This is a genomic window from Pseudoalteromonas sp. AOP31-A2-14 (assembly GCF_052378035.1).
Lineage (GTDB): Bacteria > Pseudomonadota > Gammaproteobacteria > Enterobacterales > Alteromonadaceae > Pseudoalteromonas.
In genome coordinates, this window is sequence record NZ_JBQSXI010000001.1 from 2,188,738 (window position 1) to 2,209,206 (window position 20,469).

Here is a 20,469-nt window from a genome sequence, read left to right on the forward strand (position 1 = left end):
CCATTATGACCTGGCAATAAATAGCTCACATGTATTATTTTTACATACTGCGACCAAGCTTAACTATATCTACACATTGCCAATTTAAATATAAGCGATACAGTGCAAAAATTATTTATATGACGCTGTAATGCTAAATATCAAAAAATTATAAGATCTATTCTTTTTAAACCTAAAAGCTAAAAAGTGTAATTTTTAATTTATTTAGTCTTTTCCTCACTCAATTTGGTGGTCATTAATCACTCAAAATAAATTGCTTGAGCTTTTAGATGCCTTTATTTTTAGCTTAATTTTATAAATAAAGAGCAATCAAGCACTCAGATTGAGCATAAAAACAACGAATAAGCTATTTTTTTAAGTTTATGAAGTTTATATGTTGACACTTGGCGGCGCGGTCATTAATATTTCGCCCCGTTGAAAGGCATGACGCTTCCCCCTTAGCTCAGTTGGTTAGAGCGACGGACTGTTAATCCGCAGGTCCCCCGTTCGAGTCGGGGAGGGGGAGCCAAGTTTTTCAGCCATAAACGATTCCCCCTTAGCTCAGCTGGTTAGAGCGACGGACTGTTAATCCGCAGGTCCCCTGTTCGAGTCGGGGAGGGGGAGCCAAGTTTATGAATATGATTGTTCCCCCTTAGCTCAGCTGGTTAGAGCGACGGACTGTTAATCCGCAGGTCCCCTGTTCGAGTCGGGGAGGGGGAGCCAAATCATATAATCTGCAACACTCAATTTGTTCCCCCTTAGCTCAGCTGGTTAGAGCGACGGACTGTTAATCCGCAGGTCCCCTGTTCGAGTCGGGGAGGGGGAGCCAAATTAAACAATCCATTAGACTTTATTCTGTTACTACACTACCCTAACAAGCAATGATTATATTTTAGACTTGCACTAGTTTAAATTCTATAATCGTGATCATGGATCCGAGCTTTCCCTTTGCTTAAGAATAAGAACTAAACATGGCTGGCTTTAAAAAACTCATATTTATACAATTAATATCTTGGTTGTTATTTGCAACGCTCGGTGCCTACTTTATTGCAGTGGGGTTTAATTCAGCAGTGAGTAATGCACAAAAAAAAGCGCAACTAGTGGTCAATAATTATATTAATAGCCATACGATTGAAGAAATTTCTCCTAAAAACATTCAACATGCCCTATCAGACGGTACCGTATTTTCAAGCTTTATAGTTCGTAATCATGACGACATTGAAGTCGTCAATGTGCAATCCCCTACTTCCTTATCTGCTGTTGCACAGTTAGTTGAGTCGGCTTTCGACTCAATTAGACCACAATTTGCGGTTAATCAAACGGCTGATATCAAAGTAGAATTTATAATAAGCGCAAACAACTTAGCAGCCTTATTACAGCAATCCCTACTCATTGTTATTTTAATCGCCGCGTTAATGGCCGTAATCCCGCTCATTTTTATGAAAGCTATACTTAGGCGCTTAAATAGAAATATAAGTATGACGGTAGCTGAAGTCATTGATGTGTATATTAATCAAAATCAAGTTAATGATAATCTTGAGTCAGCAATTGATAACACAAAAATAAAACAGTTCGGTGCTGATTTGATACCTAGCTTTAACCGCCTATCTCACTTTTTAGAATCAAAACATGAAGATATAAAAAATGCAGCTCATTCAATAAAACAAGAAGCTTACAAAGATATTGTTACCGGGTTAGGTAATCGAAATATGTTTGTTGAATATTACAAAAAGAATATTGAGAGCAGTGATAAAAGTAACTTTGGTGCTTTAGCGATGATCCGCTGTAGTGAATTGCAAGCTATAAACCAAACCCGTGGTTATCAAAAAGGTGATGAATATATTAAAGGTGTGGCTGATGTTATCAAGCATGTTAGTGGTACTTATACTGCAAGCAAGGTGTTTCGCTTAACCAGCTCTGACTTTGCCGTGGTACTTCCCAATGTACCTTTAAAAGAATCTGAACATTTTGGTGAAAACTTACAATCTCGTTTTACTCAGTATCAGCAAAACCAAGAGTTAAGCTCCGTAGCAAACACTGGTATTGTGGGCTATGAAAAAGGAAAGCCCCTTGGAGAGTTACTCTCTATTGTTGATAACGCTATGAGCCTGGCACAATCTAAACAAGCCAATGCATGGCATGTACAACGTGAAACAGATCTTATGCATAATGCTAGTGCCGGCTTTGGTAATCAAAACTGGCGTAAAGTTATTAATGAAGTTATCGAGACTGAACGGGTCCACTTGGTCATGCAAAATATAATGCCATTAAGTAAAAACGTTAAAGCTTATGCAGAAATACAAGCGCGCTTCAAAACAGCAGAAGCTCAAACCTTACCAACCGCTTCATTTTTAGCGATGGCCGAAAAGCTCGATATGGCAATGGAGATTGACCGATTAATAATTGACTCTTCCCTTGAAAAGATCAAAAACCTTAACTTCTCAGAGAAATTTTTTGGTCTGAATGTCACCCCATCAAGCGCTCATAATGATCAGTTTTTTATTTGGTTAGAACGACGATTATTAAAAGACACTAATATCGCTTCAAAGCTAGTTTTTGAAGTCAGTGAATTTGGCTTACAGCAAAATATTAAAGCAAGTAAACGTTTCATTGAGATGCTCCATCGTGTTGGTGCACGTATCACCGTTGAGCGATTTGGCGTTGGCTTAACATCATTTAAGTTTTTTCGTGACTTGAAGCCTGACTTTATCAAAATGGATGCCAGCTATACGCGTGGCCTAGAAGATGATAAAAACAATCAGTACTTTATGCGCTTGATGGTCGATCTTGCTCATCGTATAGGCGTCAGTGTTATTGCTGAGGGTGTAGAAAGCCAAAAAGAAAAGCATATAGTCGAAATACTCTGTTTAGATGGCGTACAAGGCTATTATATCGAGAAACCTAAAGCTATATAACACTTCGCTAGCTTAACAATGAACACTTACTGTTGTGCATTTACTAAGCAATGTCCCGCCTACTGCTTATTTCTTTCGACTATCCGTACAGACCTGTTGTTAAACAACCCAGAAAAAAGGATAATGTAGGCGTTTTTAATCGCGCGAGGCAAAAATGACAGAATACGTCTTGTTATTGATAGGCACAGTCCTTGTCAACAACTTTGTACTAGTACAGTTTCTTGGTTTATGCCCCTTTATGGGCGTATCGGGTAAGCTCGATACCGCTATTGGTATGTCACTGGCGACTACTTTTGTATTAACCCTTGCGTCAGTGTCGAGCTACTTAGTAAATCACTACATTTTAATCCCTCTAGATATCGGTTTTTTACGCACTATGAGCTTTATTTTAGTGATTGCCGTGGTCGTTCAATTTACTGAAATGGTAGTGAGAAAAACGAGCCCGACTCTATATCGTTTGTTGGGAATATTTTTACCGCTTATCACTACTAACTGTGCGGTACTCGGTGTTGCGATTTTAAATATCAAAGAAAATCACTCATTTTTACAATCGGCTGTTTATGGCTTTGGTGCCGCGGTTGGTTTTTCATTGGTGCTTATTTTATTTGCCGCACTACGCGAACGCTTAGCTGCAGCAGATGTACCTATGCCTTTTAAAGGCGCATCCATTGCCATGATCACTGCAGGTTTAATGTCGATGGCTTTTATGGGCTTTACCGGATTAGTGAAATTTTAATATGACCTTGATGTACGCTTTAATAGCGCTGGGTTCATTAGCGCTTATATTTGGCTTAATTTTGGGCTTTGCTGCAGTGCGCTTTCGTGTGCAAAGCAACCCGATTGTCGAACAAATTGATAATATTTTACCGCAAACACAATGCGGTCAGTGTGGTTACCCAGGCTGCCGCCCTTACGCTGAAGCGATCGCAAACGGCGATGAAATTAACAAATGCCCACCTGGTGGTGACTCCACGGTAAAAAATCTCGCTGATCTAATGGGCGTAGAGGCCAAGCCTTTAGCCGGTGGTGAACAAGCCGATCCAGTAAAAACAGTCGCTTACATTCGAGAAGACGAATGTATCGGCTGTACTAAATGTATACAAGCATGCCCAGTAGATGCCATTGTTGGTGCGACTAGGCAAATGCACACGGTGCTAATTGATGAATGCACTGGGTGTGATTTATGTGTTGAACCTTGTCCGGTTGATTGTATTGATATGTTGCCTTTAGAAACCACCAAGCAAAGTTGGAAATGGCAACTCGACGCAATTCCAGTCACCCAAATAGATTAAGGCCACGCATGGAAAAGTTAATTGAACAAATAAAACAAGGTAAAGTGTGGCCTTTTCCAGGCGGGATTCATCCGCCTCAGCAAAAATCACTGTCTAATACACATGCAATAATGCGGTTACCTTTGCCTGATAAGCTTGTAGTACCACTAAAGCAACATATAGGTGCAAACGGCAAGCTTATAGTCACTAAAGGCGAGCAGGTGTTAAAAGGGCAAGCTCTAACTAAGCCTGCGGCCAATTGGTCAGTACCTATTCACTCCCCTACTTCAGGTACTATTACTGATATTTGCCTTATGCCTTCTGCGCACCCATCAGCATTACCTGAGCTAAGCGTAATTATTACCCCGGATGGTGAAGATACTTGGTGTAAACTTTCCCCAGTTAATGATGTAACTAAACTCGACCATGATCAACTCGTCGAAATAATCCATCAAAGCGGTATCTCCGGGATGGGCGGCGCTGGTTTTCCAGCCTATGTTAAAGCCGATAGCAGAAAGCCTATCGAATATTTGTTAGTCAATGCTGTTGAATGTGAACCTTACATTACTGCCGATGACTTACTCATGCGTGAGCACGCAGAGGGTATAATTCGCGGTATTGAGTTAATGCAACAAATACTGACCCCCACGTTAACTATTGTTGGCATTGAAGATAATAAACCAGAGGCCATTGCCGCTATGCAAAATGCAGCGGCTCACAATGACCAGATTATCATTCAAACAGTACCAACGATTTATCCATCCGGTGGCGAAAAGCAACTAATAAAGCTGCTTACTAATAAAGAAGTTCCAAGTGGCGGCATTCCAGCAGATATTGGTGTACTAATGCACAATGTAGGCACTTTATTTGCTATCAATCAAGCCGTATATGAAGGCAAACCACTGATTGAGCGAGTGATCACAGTAACCGGTAATACTATTCATAACCCCGGGAATGTGTGGGCGTTAATAGGTACTGAAGTTAAGCATTTGCTCGATTGCCAAGGGTTTTCGCCTATTCCGCAGCAATGCGTAGTAATGGGTGGGCCAATGATGGGCTTTACGCTACCAACGGTCAGAATTGGCGTGATTAAAACCACTAATTGTATTTTGGCCCCTGATCACCATGAGCTTGCTGAACCAGGCGCTGAGAAAGCCTGCATTCGTTGTAGTGCCTGTGCCGACGCTTGCCCTGCATCATTATTACCACAACAACTACAATGGTTCGCCAAGTCAAAAGAATACGATAAATTAAAAGACTACAATTTATTTGATTGTATTGAATGTGGAGCCTGCGCATACGTATGCCCGAGTGAAATACCATTAGTGCAGTATTATCGCGTCGCTAAAGTTGAAATTAAAGAACAACAAGCTGAACAAATTAAAGCTGAGCGCGCAAGAGAACGTTTTGAAGCCCGAAAAGAGCGATTAGAACGTGAGAAAAAAGCAAGGCAAAATCGCCATAAGCGCAAACCTGCGAGAAAATCAGCAGATGAAAAGCAAAAAGTAACGGATGCCTTAGCTCGAGTTAAAAAAGACTCAAGCAGCGATAAAGACGATAAATCAGCAGTTGCCGCGGCCATTGCACGTGCTAAAGCTAAAAAACAAAATACTGATGCTGCTGAACTAGAGCCTGATAACAGCGAAGTTGTAGCAGAACGTGCAGCGCGTAAAGAAAAGGCGCGTCAATATAAGGCACAAAAACAAGCGCAGCAAAGCGAAACGCAAACAGATGAAGTGGATGATAAAAAGTCCGCTGTAGCTGCGGCTATTGCCCGCGCTAAAGCTAAAAAAGCAGCGAAAGAAACTGAAGCGGCACCTGAGCAACATAGCGAAGTAAGTGAAGCGCCTGCTACGGACGATAAAAAAGCCGCTGTAGCCGCCGCAATTGCTCGTGCTAAAGCTAAAAAAGCAGCAAAAGAAACTGAAGCGGCCACGGAGCAAAGTAGCCAAGCCGATGAAGCATCTGCCGCGGATGATAAAAAAGCCGCTGTAGCCGCCGCGATTGCCCGTGCTAAAGCTAAAAAAGCAGCGAAAGAAACTGAAGCAGTCACGGAGCAAAGTAGCCAAACCGATGAAGCATCTGCCGCGGATGATAAAAAAGCCGCTGTAGCCGCCGCTATTGCCCGCGCTAAAGCTAAAAAAGCAGCAAAAGAAACTGAAGCGGCCACGGAGCAAAGTAGCCAAGCCGATGAAGCATCTGCCGCGGATAATAAAAAAGCCGCTGTAGCCGCCGCGATTGCCCGCGCTAAAGCTAAAAAAGCAGCAAAAGAAACTGAAGCGGCCACGGAGCAAAGCAGCCAAGCCGATGAAGCATCTGCCGCGGATGATAAAAAAGCCGCTGTAGCCGCCGCGATTGCCCGCGCTAAAGCTAAAAAAGCAGCAAAAGAAACTAAAGCGGCCACTGAGCAAAGTAGCCAAACCGATGAAGCGTCTGCTGCGGATGATAAAAAAGCCGCTGTAGCGCGTGCTATTGCCCGCGCGAAAGCTAAAAAAAATCAACCAGAAGGAAGTGATAAGTCATGAAGCTTACCATGGCCAGTTCTCCCCATAATCACAACCATAAGTCATTAAGCCGACTGATGCTGACGGTTATTTTAGCTTGCCTACCGGGATTTATCGCACAGCTATATTTTTTCGGCTTTGGGGTATTAATACAATTAGTGATTGCCATTATTACCGTAAGTATTTGCGAAGCCGCTGTTATGCGTCTGCGTAATCGTCCTATTTGGCCTGCACTTAATGATGGCAGTGCATGGCTGACCGGCGTATTATTAGCATTAAGCATTCCTCCCCTAGCCCCTTGGTGGGTGATGGTAATTGGTTGTGCTTTTGCTATTGTAATTGTTAAACAATTATACGGCGGACTAGGCTTTAATTTATTTAATCCAGCAATGTCCGCCTATGTCTTACTATTAATTTCATTTCCTGTACAAATGACTAGTTGGCTACCTGTCAGCGAGCTCTTAGCAAACTCACTTAGCTTATCCGAGCAGCTGAGTGTTGTATTTAATGGTTTTACTAGCGCCGGTTTTAGCCTTGATCAAATCCGTGTTGGTATTGATGGGCTGACTATGGCAACCCCTCTTGATACTGTTAAAACCGATGTTGCTCACGGTTTAACGACTTCTGAAAGTATGAGTAAAGCGCAATTTAATGAATGGCTTGGACTAGGTTGGGGCTGGGTAAACTTAGGTTTTTTACTCGGGGGGCTTTACCTTCTTAAAGCCAAGCTCATAAACTGGCATATTCCAGTGAGCTTTATAGCATCATTAGCACTGTGTAGCGGCATTGGCTTTATTGCTTCACCAGGCACTGAGCCTGGAGTTGTTTTTCATTTATTCAGTGGTGCTACCATGCTTGGAGCATTTTTCATTGCCACAGATCCGGTGTCTGCTGCAACGACAAATCGAGGTCGTTTAGTTTACGGCGCCTTGATTGGTTTATTAATTTACCTTATTCGTACCTTTGGTGGCTACCCAGATGCGATTGCATTTAGCGTATTACTTATCAATATGGCTGTGCCACTGATTGATCACTATACTCAGCCCCGCACTTACGGTCATGGAGTAAGCGAATGATTTTTTCTTCAATGGCAAAAAATGGCACTATTTTAACCCTATTTGCCTTAGTTACTACAGGCTCTGTCGCAATCGTGCAGTCACTAACCAAGGATCGCATCGAAGAGCAAGCGCGTATTCAGCTATCGGCTCAACTACAAGAAGTGTTAGACCCACACTTTTATGATAATGAACTTCACAACGATTGCGCCATAATCACAAATTCATTACTTGGTCCTTATGATAATCAAGTAGTTTATCGCGCTCGTAAGAATGGAGAACCTGTTGCGTTAGTCATGCGCCACACTACTCCACGCGGTTACAGCGGCGATATAGCGTTATTAACCAGTGTATTTGAAAACGGCGAAATTACCGGCGTACGAGTAACTGAGCACGAAGAAACCCCCGGTTTAGGTGACAAAGTAGAGATACGAAAGTCTCCTTGGATCACTACATTTAAAGATAAAACCGTATTGAACGAAAACGATGAGCGCTGGGCGGTAAAAAAAGATGGCGGTAGCTTTGATCAATTTACCGGTGCAACTATCACTCCAAGAGCAGTTGTTGGCTCGGTAAAAGATGCGGTATTATTTTCAAAGCAGCAATTTCAAGTCGTATTTAATGCGCCAAATGCCTGTGCAGAGAGTAAACTATGAGCGAAGTCAAAGAGTTAATAAATCAAGGAACATGGAAAAATAATCCTGCCTTAGTACAATTGCTGGGTTTGTGCCCGTTACTTGCCGTTACCTCGACCATTACCAACGCACTAGGGTTAGGGCTGGCAACATTACTGGTATTGGTAGGCTCCAACGTCACTATATCAGCGGTTAGAAACTGGGTACCTAAAGACATTCGTATACCGGTTTTTGTTATGATAATTGCCGGTTTTGTAACTATCATTCAACTATTAATGAATGCTTACACTTTTGGTTTATACCAGTCTTTAGGAATATTTATTCCACTTATTGTCACTAACTGCGCCATTATTGGTCGCGCTGAAGCGTATGCCTCAAAAAATCCAGTTCATCTTTCTGCATTAGATGGTTTAATGATGGGCGTGGGCTTTATGCTGGTATTGGTTGTATTGGGCTCGATGCGTGAGCTTATTGGTCAAGGCACCCTATTTGATGGTGCAGATTTATTACTTGGATCATGGGCTGCTATATTACGTATTGAAGTATTCAGCTTCGATAACCAATTTTTATTAGCTGTTTTACCACCCGGGGCGTTTATTGGTTTAGGGTTATTAATTGCTGCAAAAAATATTATTGATGAACAAATAAAATCAAAGAAAACTGCACCGCCAGAAGCCGAAAAAGGCCCTCGAGCCCGTGTAACCAGCTTAACCTGAAGGAGGAGCACGCACCGTCACTGCGTGCTTTGTAGTTAATGAATAAAGAAAAACGCTACGAAATTTTATCTCGCCTGCGCGACAATAACCCGAACCCTGAAACCGAGCTTGAGTATTCAAGCCCGTTTGAGCTGTTAGTCGCGGTCACTTTATCTGCCCAAGCTACCGATGTTGGGGTTAATAAAGCCACTCGTAAAATTTTTCCAGTCGCAAATACCCCACAAGGCATATTAGACTTAGGGCTTGAAGGCTTACGAGATTACATTAAAACTATTGGTTTATTTAATTCAAAAGCTAATAACGTGTATAAGATGTGTGGCATGCTTGTCAATTTACATAACAGTATTGTGCCTGAAAACCGTGAAGCCTTAGAAGCTCTGCCAGGCGTTGGACGTAAAACAGCTAATGTAGTCCTTAACACTGCCTTCGGCTGGCCAACAATCGCTGTAGATACGCACATATTCCGTGTATCAAACCGTACAAAGCTGGCTATGGGTAAAGATGTGGTTGCGGTTGAGCAAAAACTTGAAAAAATAGTTCCCAAAGAATTTAAAGTGGATGTACACCACTGGCTTATTTTACATGGCCGCTATACTTGTGTAGCCCGTAAACCTAAATGTGGTAGCTGTATAATTGAAGATTTATGCGAATTTAAAGACAAAACAGAGGATGCTTAAATGCGCTTATTACATACAATGTTGCGAGTCGCTGATTTAGATAAATCAATTGAGTTTTATACCAAAACTCTGGGTATGAAAGAGCTACGTCGCGCTGATAATGAAGAGTATCGATATACCCTCGCCTTTGTTGGTTATGGCGACGAAAAAGATACGACTGTACTCGAACTTACATATAACTGGGATCCTAAAGATTATGATTTGGGTAATGCCTACGGCCATATCGCGATAGAATTTGATGATATCTATAAGGCCTGCGACGATATCAAAGCTGCTGGCGGTACTGTTAGTCGTGAACCCGGCCCTGTAAAAGGCGGCACAACTGAAATTGCTTTTGTTAAAGATCCTGATGGTTACTCTATCGAGTTTATTCAGAAAAAAGATTACAGTACTTTATAGCCTTTTCATTTAATAAAGCGGCTAAAATGAAGCCGTTTTATAAAGTGATAAAATTAAGTAATAAAAGTTACAAGCTGTAGTCGACAACTTTCATACCTAGCTTTTCAAGCTCAGGGCGTAATGTTTTGGCATCACCAACCACTAAATACACCATTTCTTTAGTATTTAAGTGTTTAGCAGCCAACTCATTAACCTGCTCCTTAGTAATTGTACTGACAATTTTATTGCGCTCTTTAACAAAGCTTGGCGCTAGGTCATGCTCTAAAATTTGTGCTAAAAAGCGTAATTTAGCATTAGGAGTTTCATATTTTAAAGCATCTTTTTGGTTAATCGCCTGACGCATAAACATAAGCTCTTCATCACTAATGCCATTTTTAGCATAGTTATTAAGTTCTTTGTTAAATTCAGTGATAGAAGCAACTGTCGCATCAGCACGCACAGCGGCTGATGCAGTAAAACCACCTGATGTTTCACCCCCCCAAAAACGCGTTCGAGCGCCGTAGGTATAACCTTTATCTTCACGCAGATTTAAGTTAATTCTGCTATTAAAGTTGCCCCCCAGTGCAAAGTTCATTAAGTTAGCTTTGAAAAATTCACCCGTTATGTCTTCAGCAATATCGCGCTTACCAATACGAATTTCAGACTGTGGTGCATCAGGCTTATCGACTAAATAAATAACATTCGTAGCTACTTCTGGTTCTGCAAAACTTGCCGTTGCTGCAGGCGACTGCCCTTGCCAATCATCAAGCGTACTCACGAGCTTTGGTTTTAGTTCACTTTTATCAAGATCTGAAACCACAATAACCTCAGTACCTGACGGTTTAAAGTGGCTATTGTAAAAGCCTTTGACATCATCAAGTGTGATCGCAGCAATACTGTCTAAAGTACCGCCGTTAGGAAGAGCTGCAACACTATCACCGTATAATAGTTTGCTATAAGCATTAGACGCTAAGTAACCGGCATCTTTTAATGCATGTTGAATATTTTGTAAGCTTTGTTGTTTATTGCGATTAAAATCTTCTTCATTAAACGCGGGTTTAAATAGCTTCTCTTGCACTAAAGCAAGGGTCGCATCTAAGTTTTTAGTTAGGCTTGAAACAAAAATATTAGTATGGCTATTAGCGGCTGAGATACGAATAGTGCTGCCTAACTTTTCAAGTGCATTACTCATTTCTTCAGTGCTGTAATTTTGAGTTGACTCATTAAGTAAAGCCGCGGTGACAGAGGCAAGACCAACTTTCTCGGCTTGCTCATGATACAACCCTCCTGGCACTTTGATCAGTAATGATGTGGTCGGTGTTTCTGTGCTTTGCGTACCTAAAATATCAATATTGTTAGCTGTTTTACTTTCCCAAAGACTAGGTATTTCTACCGCGGGGTTTACATCTGCTTTTGGCGTTTGACTGCGATCAAAAGTATCAACAGCTCTTCGAGCGACTAAATCGTCTGAAGTGGTTGTTGATGGACCACCAAAGTCATGAGCTACGGGAGTAAAGTTATCCTTTGCTGCAATTAGTTGAGTTTGACCTTCTGGTACTACGCTCATAATAACTGATGCTTTATCTTTAACATATTGATTAAAAACACGCATAACATCTGCTTTGGTAACCGCGTTGTAACGAGCAATATCATCTTTAATATAGCTTGGGTTTCCGGTAAACGTTTCAAAAGCGGCGAGTTGAGACACTTTGCCTGATACGCTTTGTAATCCAAAAATAGCGGCAGATTCTATTTTTGCTTTAACTTTATCCAAGTCATCTTGCGTTACACCACGCTTTTCAAACTCGCTAAATGAGTCCCGAACAATTTTTTCAATATCTGCAAGCGCTTTACCTGAGGTTGGATTTGGTAATGCGTAAATGCTTAACGAACAAGCAAGCTCACGACACGGGTGGCTAACCCCAGCTTGTACTGCTATTTGAGTTTTTACTAAGTTTTTATAAAGTATAGAGTTATTACCCCCGCCTATGATCTCAGCAAGGATATCGAGTGGAGCTTCATCTTCATGGCGCGCATAAGTCGTTGGAAAGTTCATACTTAGTAATGGTAAATGTACTTTATCTTCCATTGAAATATAGCGGTCTTCGTCAAGAGTAACGGCTACTTTGGGTGCATCAACAACCTCAGGTCCTTTAGGTATAGGCGCAAAGTATTTACTGATCAGCGGTAATACGTCTTCAGCGCTTATATCACCACCAATGGTGATTGTGGCATTATTTGGCCCGTACCAACGTAAAAAAAACGCTTTTAAGTCATTAACGTTGACGCGATTTAAGTCGTCCATATAACCAATTACAGGCCAAGAATACGGATGCCCATCAGGGTAAAGTGCTTGTGATACACGTTCATTTAAGCGGCCGTACGGACGATTATCAACTCGCTGCCCTCGTTCATTTTTAACCGTTTCACGTTGTACTTCAAATTTTTCTTGAGTAACAGCATCAAGTAAAAAACCCATTCGGTCAGCTTCTAACCAGAGCATTTTTTCTAATTGATTAACCGGGACGGTTTCAAAATAATTTGTTCTATCTGAATTAGTCGTACCATTTAGCGTGCCACCCGCTTCGGTAATAACTTTAAAGTGCTCTTCATCAGCTACATTCTCTGAGCCTTGGAACATCATATGTTCAAAAAAATGAGCAAAGCCCGATTTGCCCAGCTCTTCACGAGCCGAACCAACATGATAGGTTACATCTATATGTACTAGCGGATCAGAATGATCTTCATGAATAATAACTGTTAAGCCATTATCTAATCGATATTTTTTATAAGGAATGCTTATTTCAGCTGCATTACTATTGTTCACTGAATCAATTAAAGTAACGCCTGGAATTGTACTTTTAATACTACTAGTTGCAGAGTCAATTGTATTTGTTGTGTTATTGCTACACGCCGCAAGACCCACGGCTAGCGCATTTTAATCCCAGACTCTAGCAGGGTTGAGCGGTAATCATCGTCTAGCCCTGCCATTTTCTTTTTCCTCGCCATACTTGCTGACTTAGATGCATCTTGTTTAAAAAGCGCCATGGCTATCTTTCGCATTACATTAAACATTAATGGCCCTTGAAGTTTGCGTATTCTCGATTCATCTTCTCTGAAGTTCATATCAAGCATCCAATGCATGCTTTCAACCTGCCAGTGACTGCGTACTGCATTGAGTGCTTGCGCTGCATTTAAGTCTAATGAACTTATATACCAGCGTGTTTCAGTGGTATCCGACCCTGCCGACTTATCATGAACTTCAGCCCTGACCTTAATAATACTCGTTAAGCCAGGCCAACGATAATCCTTGCCTAGCCAGCTTTTATCTATAAGTAACTGCTGGCATGTACGTGTTTCAACACGCCCATGTCCTGAGCTTATTTCGGTATGTTCATCACAATTATGCTTAGTTAACCTTTCACGCTCGCACTTGTGCCACCACGCTTCTAGTTCCTTTTGCATGCCTGAATGATTACCTTTAAGTGCAAGAATATAATCTGCTTTTTGTTGGATGATTTGTTTTGCTATTTCTTGTTGGCATCCCATCGCATCTAACGTAATGATACTGTTTTCAATATCGAGCAGGGTGAGTAATTCTGGTATTGCGGTGATTTCATTTGTTTTATTATCAACAGCCGTCTGCCCAAGCACTAACTGGTGTTGGCAACTCCATGCACTGACCGTGTGTAAGGCACTTTTTCTGTCTTTTGTGGTAAATGAACGCCGTGCGGTTTTGCCATCGATAGCGATGATATCTGCACCTGTAGTTTCAATCAGTGATGATATCCAAGATTGAAATGCCCTTTCTATTTCATTTGCTTTTAACCGACACATGACGCGAGCAATCGTGTCATGTTTTGGAATTCCTGCGTTGAACGTGCCGTATTTTTTTAACCAATCAAGCTTTAGGTGCCCAAAGTCTTCAATATCTTCCCATCCTTCTGCACCAGAGAGTACAGCGCTAATAGCAAGGAGAAGAATATCGATAAGTTCATGCTTTTTACAACGTTCAATGCGAGGATCTGTAATTGAATTAAAATGTTTCAGAAAAGTAGTGCTCATATTTATGCGACCAAGTAATTATTATGCCTTGATCTGATCACTACTTGCTCTATAAGTTCAATTTATAATGATCTTGCCGTGCCGCAAGACCCGAGCTCAATAGCACTGCAATTGCTATTTTTGTTAATTTCATTTAGTGGTCCACTTTTTTATTATCTACTTGAGTTTAAAACTTAATAAATAAAGGGACAAGCGTAGTAATCGCTTTGCTAGTATTGATTTGTAACGAAGTATGAATAGCAGTCAAAAAATGAGGGAATAATATTTTATAAAGGGTAAATGGGTAAATAGTTCGATATTACAGGTAGATTATTTGAAGTGTATTGCATGAAGTTTTTTGAATTTAAAGTGATATGCTTAAAAAGATTTCTTTTTTACAATTATGCATAGCTAATACCGCTATACAAATACCACTATAACTTTCAATTAAGAAAGTGGCGTCCCCAAGGGGATTTGAACCCCTGTTACCGCCGTGAAAGGGCGGTGTCCTAGGCCTCTAGACGATGGGGACGCAGTATTTATTCATAAGCCTAAGCTTATTAAAACTGTGTCACTAGGACGACTGAATAGTTAAACTCGTTTCAGGCGAGTTGACTTAATAACACCCTACTCTTTTATTATAAAAAGAGTGGCGTCCCCAAGGGGATTTGAACCCCTGTTACCGCCGTGAAAGGGCGGTGTCCTAGGCCTCTAGACGATGGGGACGCAGTATTTATTCATAAGCCTAAGCTTATTAAAACTGTGTCACTAGGACGACTGAATAGTTAAACTCGTTTCAGGCGAGTTGACTTAATAACACCCTACTCTTTTATTATAAAAAGAGTGGCGTCCCCAAGGGGATTTGAACCCCTGTTACCGCCGTGAAAGGGCGGTGTCCTAGGCCTCTAGACGATGGGGACGCAGTATTTATTCATAAGCCTAAGCTTATTAAAACTGTGTCACTAGGACGACTGAATAGTTAAACTCGTTTCAGGCGAGTTGACTTAATAACACCCTACTCTTTTATTATAAAGAGTGGCGTCCCCAAGGGGATTTGAACCCCTGTTACCGCCGTGAAAGGGCGGTGTCCTAGGCCTCTAGACGATGGGGACGCAGTATTTATTCATAAGCCTAAGCTTACTAAAACTGTGTCACTAGGACGGTTGATAATTTAGACTCATATCATGAGTTTAAGGTTGTTACTTAATAATACAAATAAAGACTTGGGCTTTAATTGTTAAGCTATTTCCTCGGTATAAACCGCCTTACATTAAAAGTTAGCTAACATACTCAAGAGATTAATACTCTTAATTATGCCTTATAGAGCCCACAATGTTATGTGCATTACTCTAAATTAACTTAAAAAATAAGTGGCGTCCCCAAGGGGATTTGAACCCCTGTTACCGCCGTGAAAGGGCGGTGTCCTAGGCCTCTAGACGATGGGGACGCAGAAAACTGCAACCCTAGGACAAACACGAATGACTTGGTGGAGCTATGCGGGATCGAACCGCAGACCTCTTCGCTGCCAGCGAAGCGCTCTCCCAGCTGAGCTATAGCCCCAAATCATTTGCAAAACACCACAGGGTTAACCATGTCGTGTATCGCTGAGTGCGGGGCGCATTCTATGCAGCCGCCAAAATAAAGTCAACAGTTTTTTCCGCAACTTTATTTAAATGATTTAATTTTCAACAAACTGAACACTGAACAAGCACTCCTAACAAAAAAGACTGTAAATAAAGTATTAAATGCAGTTTTATTACACTAACTCTGTGCACTGACTCTAACTATACTCGCCCTAACCATGGAAGTTAACTAAAGCTGCTGATTACTCAGTTAGATTAACAGCTTAATATTTTCAGGCTATGAACAAGCAAAACTAATCATGCTAAACACTCACCACACTAAACAGTGATTTGGGGTATACATTTATATGCAAAATAGCTTTCTTTCACTTTCTGCCTTTCTAATCGTTCTGATACACAGTCAAAATAGTACTATCAGCAAAGATAAGCTTAGCTGACTTAATAGAAGTACAAAACGTAAGTTCACTTTATACTCCCAGTCTGTATTATAATTATTAAGTTCGATACGCAAGAAAGTAGCCTATTAACTAATTAACGCTTATAAAATAGCCTACCCGACTCTCTTTGCCTATAAAACCCGCATCTAAAACATTTTTACGCATTCAAGTATTGACACCTTTACAACTCTATCTATAATAGCGCCCCACAACAACGCAGCTATGTGTTGCTGAATTCTATATGGGTGATTAGCTCAGTTGGGAGAGCATCGCCCTTACAAGGCGAGGGTCACTGGTTCAAGTCCAGTATCACCCACCATATAGAATAAATGTAATATGGTTATAAACTCTGTTACAAAATGAGAGCATCACCGACTTTTACAAGTAATGGCGATGTTCACTGGTTAAAGTCCAGTACTGTCTATAGTGATAGTAGCGTGTTTAAGTTGTAATTTGGGTGATTAGCTCAGTTGGGAGAGCATCGCCCTTACAAGGCGAGGGTCACTGGTTCAAGTCCAGTATCACCCACCAAATTACAATAAACACAAATAATCTAAATGGGTCGTTAGCTCAGTTGGGAGAGCATCGCCCTTACAAGGCGAGGGTCACTGGTTCAAGTCCAGTACGACCCACCATTTTTAAAATGGTGTTTTCATTTAGATATTCTTTGCGGGTCGTTAGCTCAGTTGGGAGAGCATCGCCCTTACAAGGCGAGGGTCACTGGTTCAAGTCCAGTACGACCCACCATTTACTAATATAATGGTGATGCAAAGAAACAGATTATATGGGGTCGTTAGCTCAGTTGGGAGAGCATCGCCCTTACAAGGCGAGGGTCACTGGTTCAAGTCCAGTACGACCCACCATTTAATCAAAAATTTATATGTGGGTGATTAGCTCAGTTGGGAGAGCATCGCCCTTACAAGGCGAGGGTCACTGGTTCAAGTCCAGTATCACCCACCACATATAAAACCTTTTCAGTTAATTCTTCTATATAACGACCAGCTAATGCTTCGAAAAATCAGTAATATCCTATTCGAATACCCTATTCGTTAGTAACTGTAATATAAGCTTAGATTCCCTGATCGCAGACTAGACTGTTTATTATAGTCACAGTCATCTAAATTTGGTTGTTAGTTCATTGCCTACAAATTTTTTCGAAAGTAAAAATACTTATAGTTATAGTTGAGGAACAACCACTTGCTCAAAACTATATGAAACAATCCATAGAACGGGAAAGCTTTCGGCAAAAGGACAATATTTAGCCGAAAACTTTGATTTAATAGTATGCTCATTCAACCTTACTAAGCGCCAAGACGGTTATCAATTGTATGAAGAACTTCGTTTTAAACGCCTAATAAAGCACTCTACTGGCTTTATTTTTATTTCTGCCCAAACATATAACCCACTAGTACATAGCGTCTTAGAATTACAGCCAGACGACTTCCTTGTTAAACCATTCACTAATTTACTATTTAAAAGAGCGTATCGAACGAGTTTTACTTCGTGAGCGCGATTTACAACTAATTTATAACTATATTGATGATAACAACACTTAAAAGCATTCTTGAATTCAAGTATTAAGTGCAATCATTATGCAGCCACCAGAACTTCTGATTGCCCCGTAAATAATTCATGAGGGGTTTTATACCCTCTTGTTTTTCTTGGCCGATGGTTGAGCTTATCAACTGCCGCCTGTATCTCTGCTTCACTTAGCGCCATAAAGTCAGTTCCCTTGGGGAAGAAGCGTCTAAGTAAGCCGTTGGTATTCTCATTTATGCCCCGCTCCCATGATGAATAGGGATGAGCGAAATACACATCAGCTTCTAATTTTTGTGCAACATGCTCATGGTGAGCAAACTCTTTTCCATTATCTAACGTCACGGTAATAACCTTACCTTTATATGGTGTCATACACGTGATCAGCGCATCGGCTGTTATTTTCGCATGCTTGCTTTCAATTCTGTGAACGACTGTATATAACGTTTTACGTTCAACCATTGTGACAAGCGCATTTTTACGCCCTTTACCTATCACTGTATCGCCCTCCCAATCACCAATCCTAGACTTTGAATCCACAATACTTGGGCGTTCATCAATGCTGACTCGATTAACTATCTGTCCACGTTTATCATAGCTTCCATAGCGTTTTTTATACTTTTTACATGCACGAGTGAGTGTCTTATGTAGCTTGCCACCACGAGCCTTGTCTCTGTAAATATATTGATAAATTGTTTCATGATGTAAAACGACCTGTTTCTCTAAAGCTAAGCGGCCTGCCACTTGCTCAGGGGAAAGTCCGTCATGCAACAATTTATTAATCCAGTGAGTGACGTCCTCTGTTAACTTACTTGCTTTGAAAGATGACTTACGTCTTTGTTCAGCAAAGTTATTGGCTTGGTTAGGCCGATAGCCTTTAAGTCCTTTATTGCGTTTTAGCTCTCTAGAAATAGATGACGGTGAACGAGTTAGTTCTTCAGCTATCTGCTTTTGGTTATTTCCTGCTTTTATTAACGCGTAAATCTGGTATCTTTCTTCTTGTGTCAGCTGTTTATATTTCATTAAAGCAATTTCCTTTGGCGAGAAAATGGCCGAATTATAACAGCTGGCCATCTAATCTGAGAAATTGCACTTATTATCCGAATTTAGGATTAAATTTAATTAACCTCAGCCCTGAAAATAAACGCAGTACTTTTTCGTCTCAAAGGGGATGTATTACTCAGCTTAAATAAAAATGAGGACGCCAAAGCTTTTTTAGATCTGTGCTTACATTCAAAAACTCACTTGGCGTGTGTTACCCACTAATTAGCTTGGCACGTTGTAACTCGAAACCTATAAATTATAGCTTTTTTAGTGCTACCGCATTGATACAGTAACGCAAACCACTTGGCATAGGTCCATCAGGAAACACATGCCCAAGATGGGCATTACACACATTACAAACCGTTTCCACACGCTGCATAGCAAGGCTTTCATCGCTGTAATAGGCAATAGAGTTTATCTCTGCCGGCTGCGTGAAAGACGGCCAACCAGTGCCACTATCAAATTTTTCATCACCATCAAACAGTAAATTGTTACAGCAAATACAAGCATATTTGCCTAGTTCAAACAAAGTACAGCTGTCTGAGCTATGAGGTCTTTCTGTGCCATGATTACGCGTCACATAATAAGCTTCTTCGCTTAACTGTTCGCGCCACTGAGTATCTGTTTTTTCTACCTTCCTACTTGGCTCAGGGTTACCGTTACTTGCAAAATTTATAATATCATTCCAGTTCAACATGGTTGACCTCACAAAGTTAGATGAGAAAGTTTATTACTGTCTACATTATCACGATAATGCGTCAATAATTTTATAACTTAGGATTTATTCGTACCTTATAAAAAGGTTTTTGTAGGTTGCTATATTAGTGGTTTTGATACTTTCAGGTGAGCTTTTAAACTCACCAACCGGGAATGCTTGTGTATTAAGCCCTGACTGTATCAGATTTTTTAGCATTAATAGCTTGGTTTGCTCTGTGCTAAATGTATAAACCGCTGACCGGTACTTATCTGGTATGCTGTAAATAGTAATTAAATAAGTTAAATTGATGATGTCAGAGACAAAAGTGACTCTTGCGGCTTTACTAAAATCACTAACTATACCAGCAACGTAAAACCAACCTTAATCGACCGGCCCCTTCTTAAGGATGAAAATATTACTTCAGAGCCCTTCCAACACACCTATAATTTGCAGCATGAGTACGCTGTTATGCAGCCCTTAGCTCTGTTTTAATAATCAGTGTATTTAATTACTCAAACTATACCGATTAAGTCTTGTTTTTGTTTCAAACCAAGGTGATTTTTTGTAATTCTTTACGGGTAAAAAAGCGCTTTAGGTACTCTTCAAGCTCGGCTTTGCTTGCTGGTAAGTTCACTTTAAAATCACTTTCATCATGATTATAAAAACATATAAAATTATCTTTCGTCTCAATACTGTCAATACAGTCAATAACTAGGCAGTGCGGGCCGTTTTTACTATCAAAGAAGCCATTGAGGCTAAATGCTAACACATGCTGGGTATCCCGCTTTAAGAACTCACTGACCGGGTTACGCTTTTTAAAAAGTGACGTTAACCGATAACATGCAGAGCAGAAAATAAATCCCCACAGAGCAATCACAAAAATAAACCACGGTTGTTGCCATACAGGCGTAAAAACAGCGCCTAATATCAGCAGTAAACCAATAGCAAAAACCACCAGTGCGATACGCAGGTTAATATTGCTCATACATTCCCTATTT

At 40.8% G+C, this 20,469-nt stretch carries 14 protein-coding genes, 16 tRNA genes and 1 pseudogene; 20 read left to right on the plus strand and 11 right to left on the minus strand.

Annotated elements, in window-relative coordinates:
* Positions 1-431 precede the first annotated feature (431 nt).
* From ACT3S9_RS10005 to gloA, 13 genes are all read left to right on the plus strand, one after another.
* A tRNA-Asn gene (locus ACT3S9_RS10005) sits at positions 432-508 on the plus strand.
* 21 nt (positions 509-529) lie between these two features.
* Positions 530-606: transfer RNA gene (locus ACT3S9_RS10010), tRNA-Asn, on the plus strand.
* Between the two features lie 19 nt (positions 607-625).
* Positions 626-702 (plus strand) — tRNA-Asn (locus tag ACT3S9_RS10015).
* A 29-nt stretch (positions 703-731) separates the two neighbouring features.
* Positions 732-808 (plus strand) — tRNA-Asn (locus ACT3S9_RS10020).
* 142 nt (positions 809-950) lie between these two features.
* The gene (locus ACT3S9_RS10025; RefSeq protein ID WP_441835479.1) at positions 951-2,894 is read left to right on the plus strand and encodes an EAL domain-containing protein; all 1,944 of its coding nucleotides are present in this window, start codon (positions 951-953) and stop codon (positions 2,892-2,894) included.
* Between the two features lie 154 nt (positions 2,895-3,048).
* Positions 3,049-3,630, plus strand: coding sequence for an electron transport complex subunit RsxA (gene rsxA, locus ACT3S9_RS10030; protein WP_441835480.1), 582 nt, complete (start codon positions 3,049-3,051; stop codon positions 3,628-3,630).
* Position 3,631: 1 nt separating this feature from the next.
* Positions 3,632-4,186 carry an electron transport complex subunit RsxB gene (gene rsxB, locus ACT3S9_RS10035; protein ID WP_441835481.1) on the plus strand — a complete coding sequence of 185 codons (555 nt, stop codon included), beginning with the start codon at positions 3,632-3,634 and terminating at the stop codon, positions 4,184-4,186.
* Between the two features lie 8 nt (positions 4,187-4,194).
* Positions 4,195-6,690, plus strand: coding sequence for an electron transport complex subunit RsxC (gene rsxC, locus ACT3S9_RS10040; RefSeq protein WP_444750932.1), 2,496 nt, complete (start codon positions 4,195-4,197; stop codon positions 6,688-6,690).
* Complete coding sequence (rsxD, locus tag ACT3S9_RS10045) at positions 6,687-7,745, plus strand: electron transport complex subunit RsxD (RefSeq protein ID WP_441835483.1); 1,059 nt, start codon at positions 6,687-6,689, stop codon at positions 7,743-7,745. The genes rsxC and rsxD overlap by 4 nt, the downstream gene beginning before the upstream one ends.
* Complete coding sequence (gene rsxG, locus ACT3S9_RS10050) at positions 7,742-8,380, plus strand: electron transport complex subunit RsxG (RefSeq protein WP_441835484.1); 639 nt, start codon at positions 7,742-7,744, stop codon at positions 8,378-8,380. The genes rsxD and rsxG overlap by 4 nt, the downstream gene beginning before the upstream one ends.
* On the plus strand, positions 8,377-9,075 hold the full coding sequence (locus ACT3S9_RS10055) for an electron transport complex subunit E (protein ID WP_441835485.1): 699 nt from the start codon (positions 8,377-8,379) through the stop codon (positions 9,073-9,075). Before rsxG ends, ACT3S9_RS10055 begins: the two co-directional genes overlap by 4 nt.
* Positions 9,076-9,113: 38 nt before the next feature.
* On the plus strand, positions 9,114-9,752 hold the full coding sequence (gene nth / locus ACT3S9_RS10060) for an endonuclease III (RefSeq protein WP_444750933.1): 639 nt from the start codon (positions 9,114-9,116) through the stop codon (positions 9,750-9,752).
* Complete coding sequence (gene gloA / locus ACT3S9_RS10065) at positions 9,753-10,151, plus strand: lactoylglutathione lyase (RefSeq protein ID WP_441835487.1); 399 nt, start codon at positions 9,753-9,755, stop codon at positions 10,149-10,151.
* Positions 10,152-10,218: 67 nt separating this feature from the next.
* On the opposite strand, the gene ACT3S9_RS10070 is transcribed toward gloA, so the two are convergent.
* From ACT3S9_RS10070 to ACT3S9_RS10105, 8 genes are all read right to left on the minus strand, one after another.
* The gene (locus ACT3S9_RS10070; protein WP_441835488.1) at positions 10,219-13,056 is read right to left on the minus strand and encodes a M16 family metallopeptidase; all 2,838 of its coding nucleotides are present in this window, start codon (positions 13,054-13,056) and stop codon (positions 10,219-10,221) included.
* Between the two features lie 2 nt (positions 13,057-13,058).
* Complete coding sequence (locus tag ACT3S9_RS10075; protein WP_008466968.1) at positions 13,059-14,195, minus strand: ISAs1 family transposase; 1,137 nt, start codon at positions 14,193-14,195, stop codon at positions 13,059-13,061.
* Between the two features lie 435 nt (positions 14,196-14,630).
* Positions 14,631-14,706, minus strand: a tRNA-Glu gene (locus ACT3S9_RS10080).
* A gap of 118 nt (positions 14,707-14,824) precedes the next feature.
* A tRNA-Glu gene (locus ACT3S9_RS10085) sits at positions 14,825-14,900 on the minus strand.
* A gap of 118 nt (positions 14,901-15,018) precedes the next feature.
* Positions 15,019-15,094 (minus strand) — tRNA-Glu (locus ACT3S9_RS10090).
* A gap of 116 nt (positions 15,095-15,210) precedes the next feature.
* Positions 15,211-15,286 (minus strand) — tRNA-Glu (locus ACT3S9_RS10095).
* A 259-nt stretch (positions 15,287-15,545) separates the two neighbouring features.
* Positions 15,546-15,621 (minus strand) — tRNA-Glu (locus ACT3S9_RS10100).
* A gap of 37 nt (positions 15,622-15,658) precedes the next feature.
* Positions 15,659-15,734 (minus strand) — tRNA-Ala (locus ACT3S9_RS10105).
* Between the two features lie 703 nt (positions 15,735-16,437).
* Between ACT3S9_RS10105 and ACT3S9_RS10110 the strand changes: the two genes are divergently transcribed.
* The 7 genes and pseudogenes from ACT3S9_RS10110 to ACT3S9_RS10140 all read left to right on the plus strand — a co-directional run.
* Positions 16,438-16,513 (plus strand) — tRNA-Val (locus tag ACT3S9_RS10110).
* A 136-nt stretch (positions 16,514-16,649) separates the two neighbouring features.
* A tRNA-Val gene (locus tag ACT3S9_RS10115) sits at positions 16,650-16,725 on the plus strand.
* 28 nt (positions 16,726-16,753) lie between these two features.
* Positions 16,754-16,829: transfer RNA gene (locus ACT3S9_RS10120), tRNA-Val, on the plus strand.
* A 36-nt stretch (positions 16,830-16,865) separates the two neighbouring features.
* Positions 16,866-16,941: transfer RNA gene (locus ACT3S9_RS10125), tRNA-Val, on the plus strand.
* A gap of 40 nt (positions 16,942-16,981) precedes the next feature.
* Positions 16,982-17,057: transfer RNA gene (locus tag ACT3S9_RS10130), tRNA-Val, on the plus strand.
* A 21-nt stretch (positions 17,058-17,078) separates the two neighbouring features.
* A tRNA-Val gene (locus ACT3S9_RS10135) sits at positions 17,079-17,154 on the plus strand.
* Positions 17,155-17,321: 167 nt separating this feature from the next.
* Positions 17,322-17,744 (plus strand): annotated as a pseudogene (locus ACT3S9_RS10140) (response regulator); the annotation flags it as partial.
* A 40-nt stretch (positions 17,745-17,784) separates the two neighbouring features.
* Here the strand turns inward: ACT3S9_RS10140 and ACT3S9_RS10145 are convergent.
* The 3 genes from ACT3S9_RS10145 to ACT3S9_RS10155 all read right to left on the minus strand — a co-directional run bounded on the left by ACT3S9_RS10145 (position 17,785) and on the right by ACT3S9_RS10155 (position 20,456).
* On the minus strand, positions 17,785-18,753 hold the full coding sequence (locus ACT3S9_RS10145) for an IS30 family transposase (RefSeq protein ID WP_086959932.1): 969 nt from the start codon (positions 18,751-18,753) through the stop codon (positions 17,785-17,787).
* 277 nt (positions 18,754-19,030) lie between these two features.
* Positions 19,031-19,471 (minus strand): peptide-methionine (R)-S-oxide reductase MsrB, encoded by a 441-nt coding sequence (gene msrB, locus ACT3S9_RS10150; protein WP_441835734.1) that lies wholly within the window; start codon positions 19,469-19,471, stop codon positions 19,031-19,033.
* A 544-nt stretch (positions 19,472-20,015) separates the two neighbouring features.
* The gene (locus ACT3S9_RS10155) at positions 20,016-20,456 is read right to left on the minus strand and encodes a hypothetical protein (protein WP_441835735.1); all 441 of its coding nucleotides are present in this window, start codon (positions 20,454-20,456) and stop codon (positions 20,016-20,018) included.
* Between the last annotated feature and the right edge of the window lie 13 nt (positions 20,457-20,469).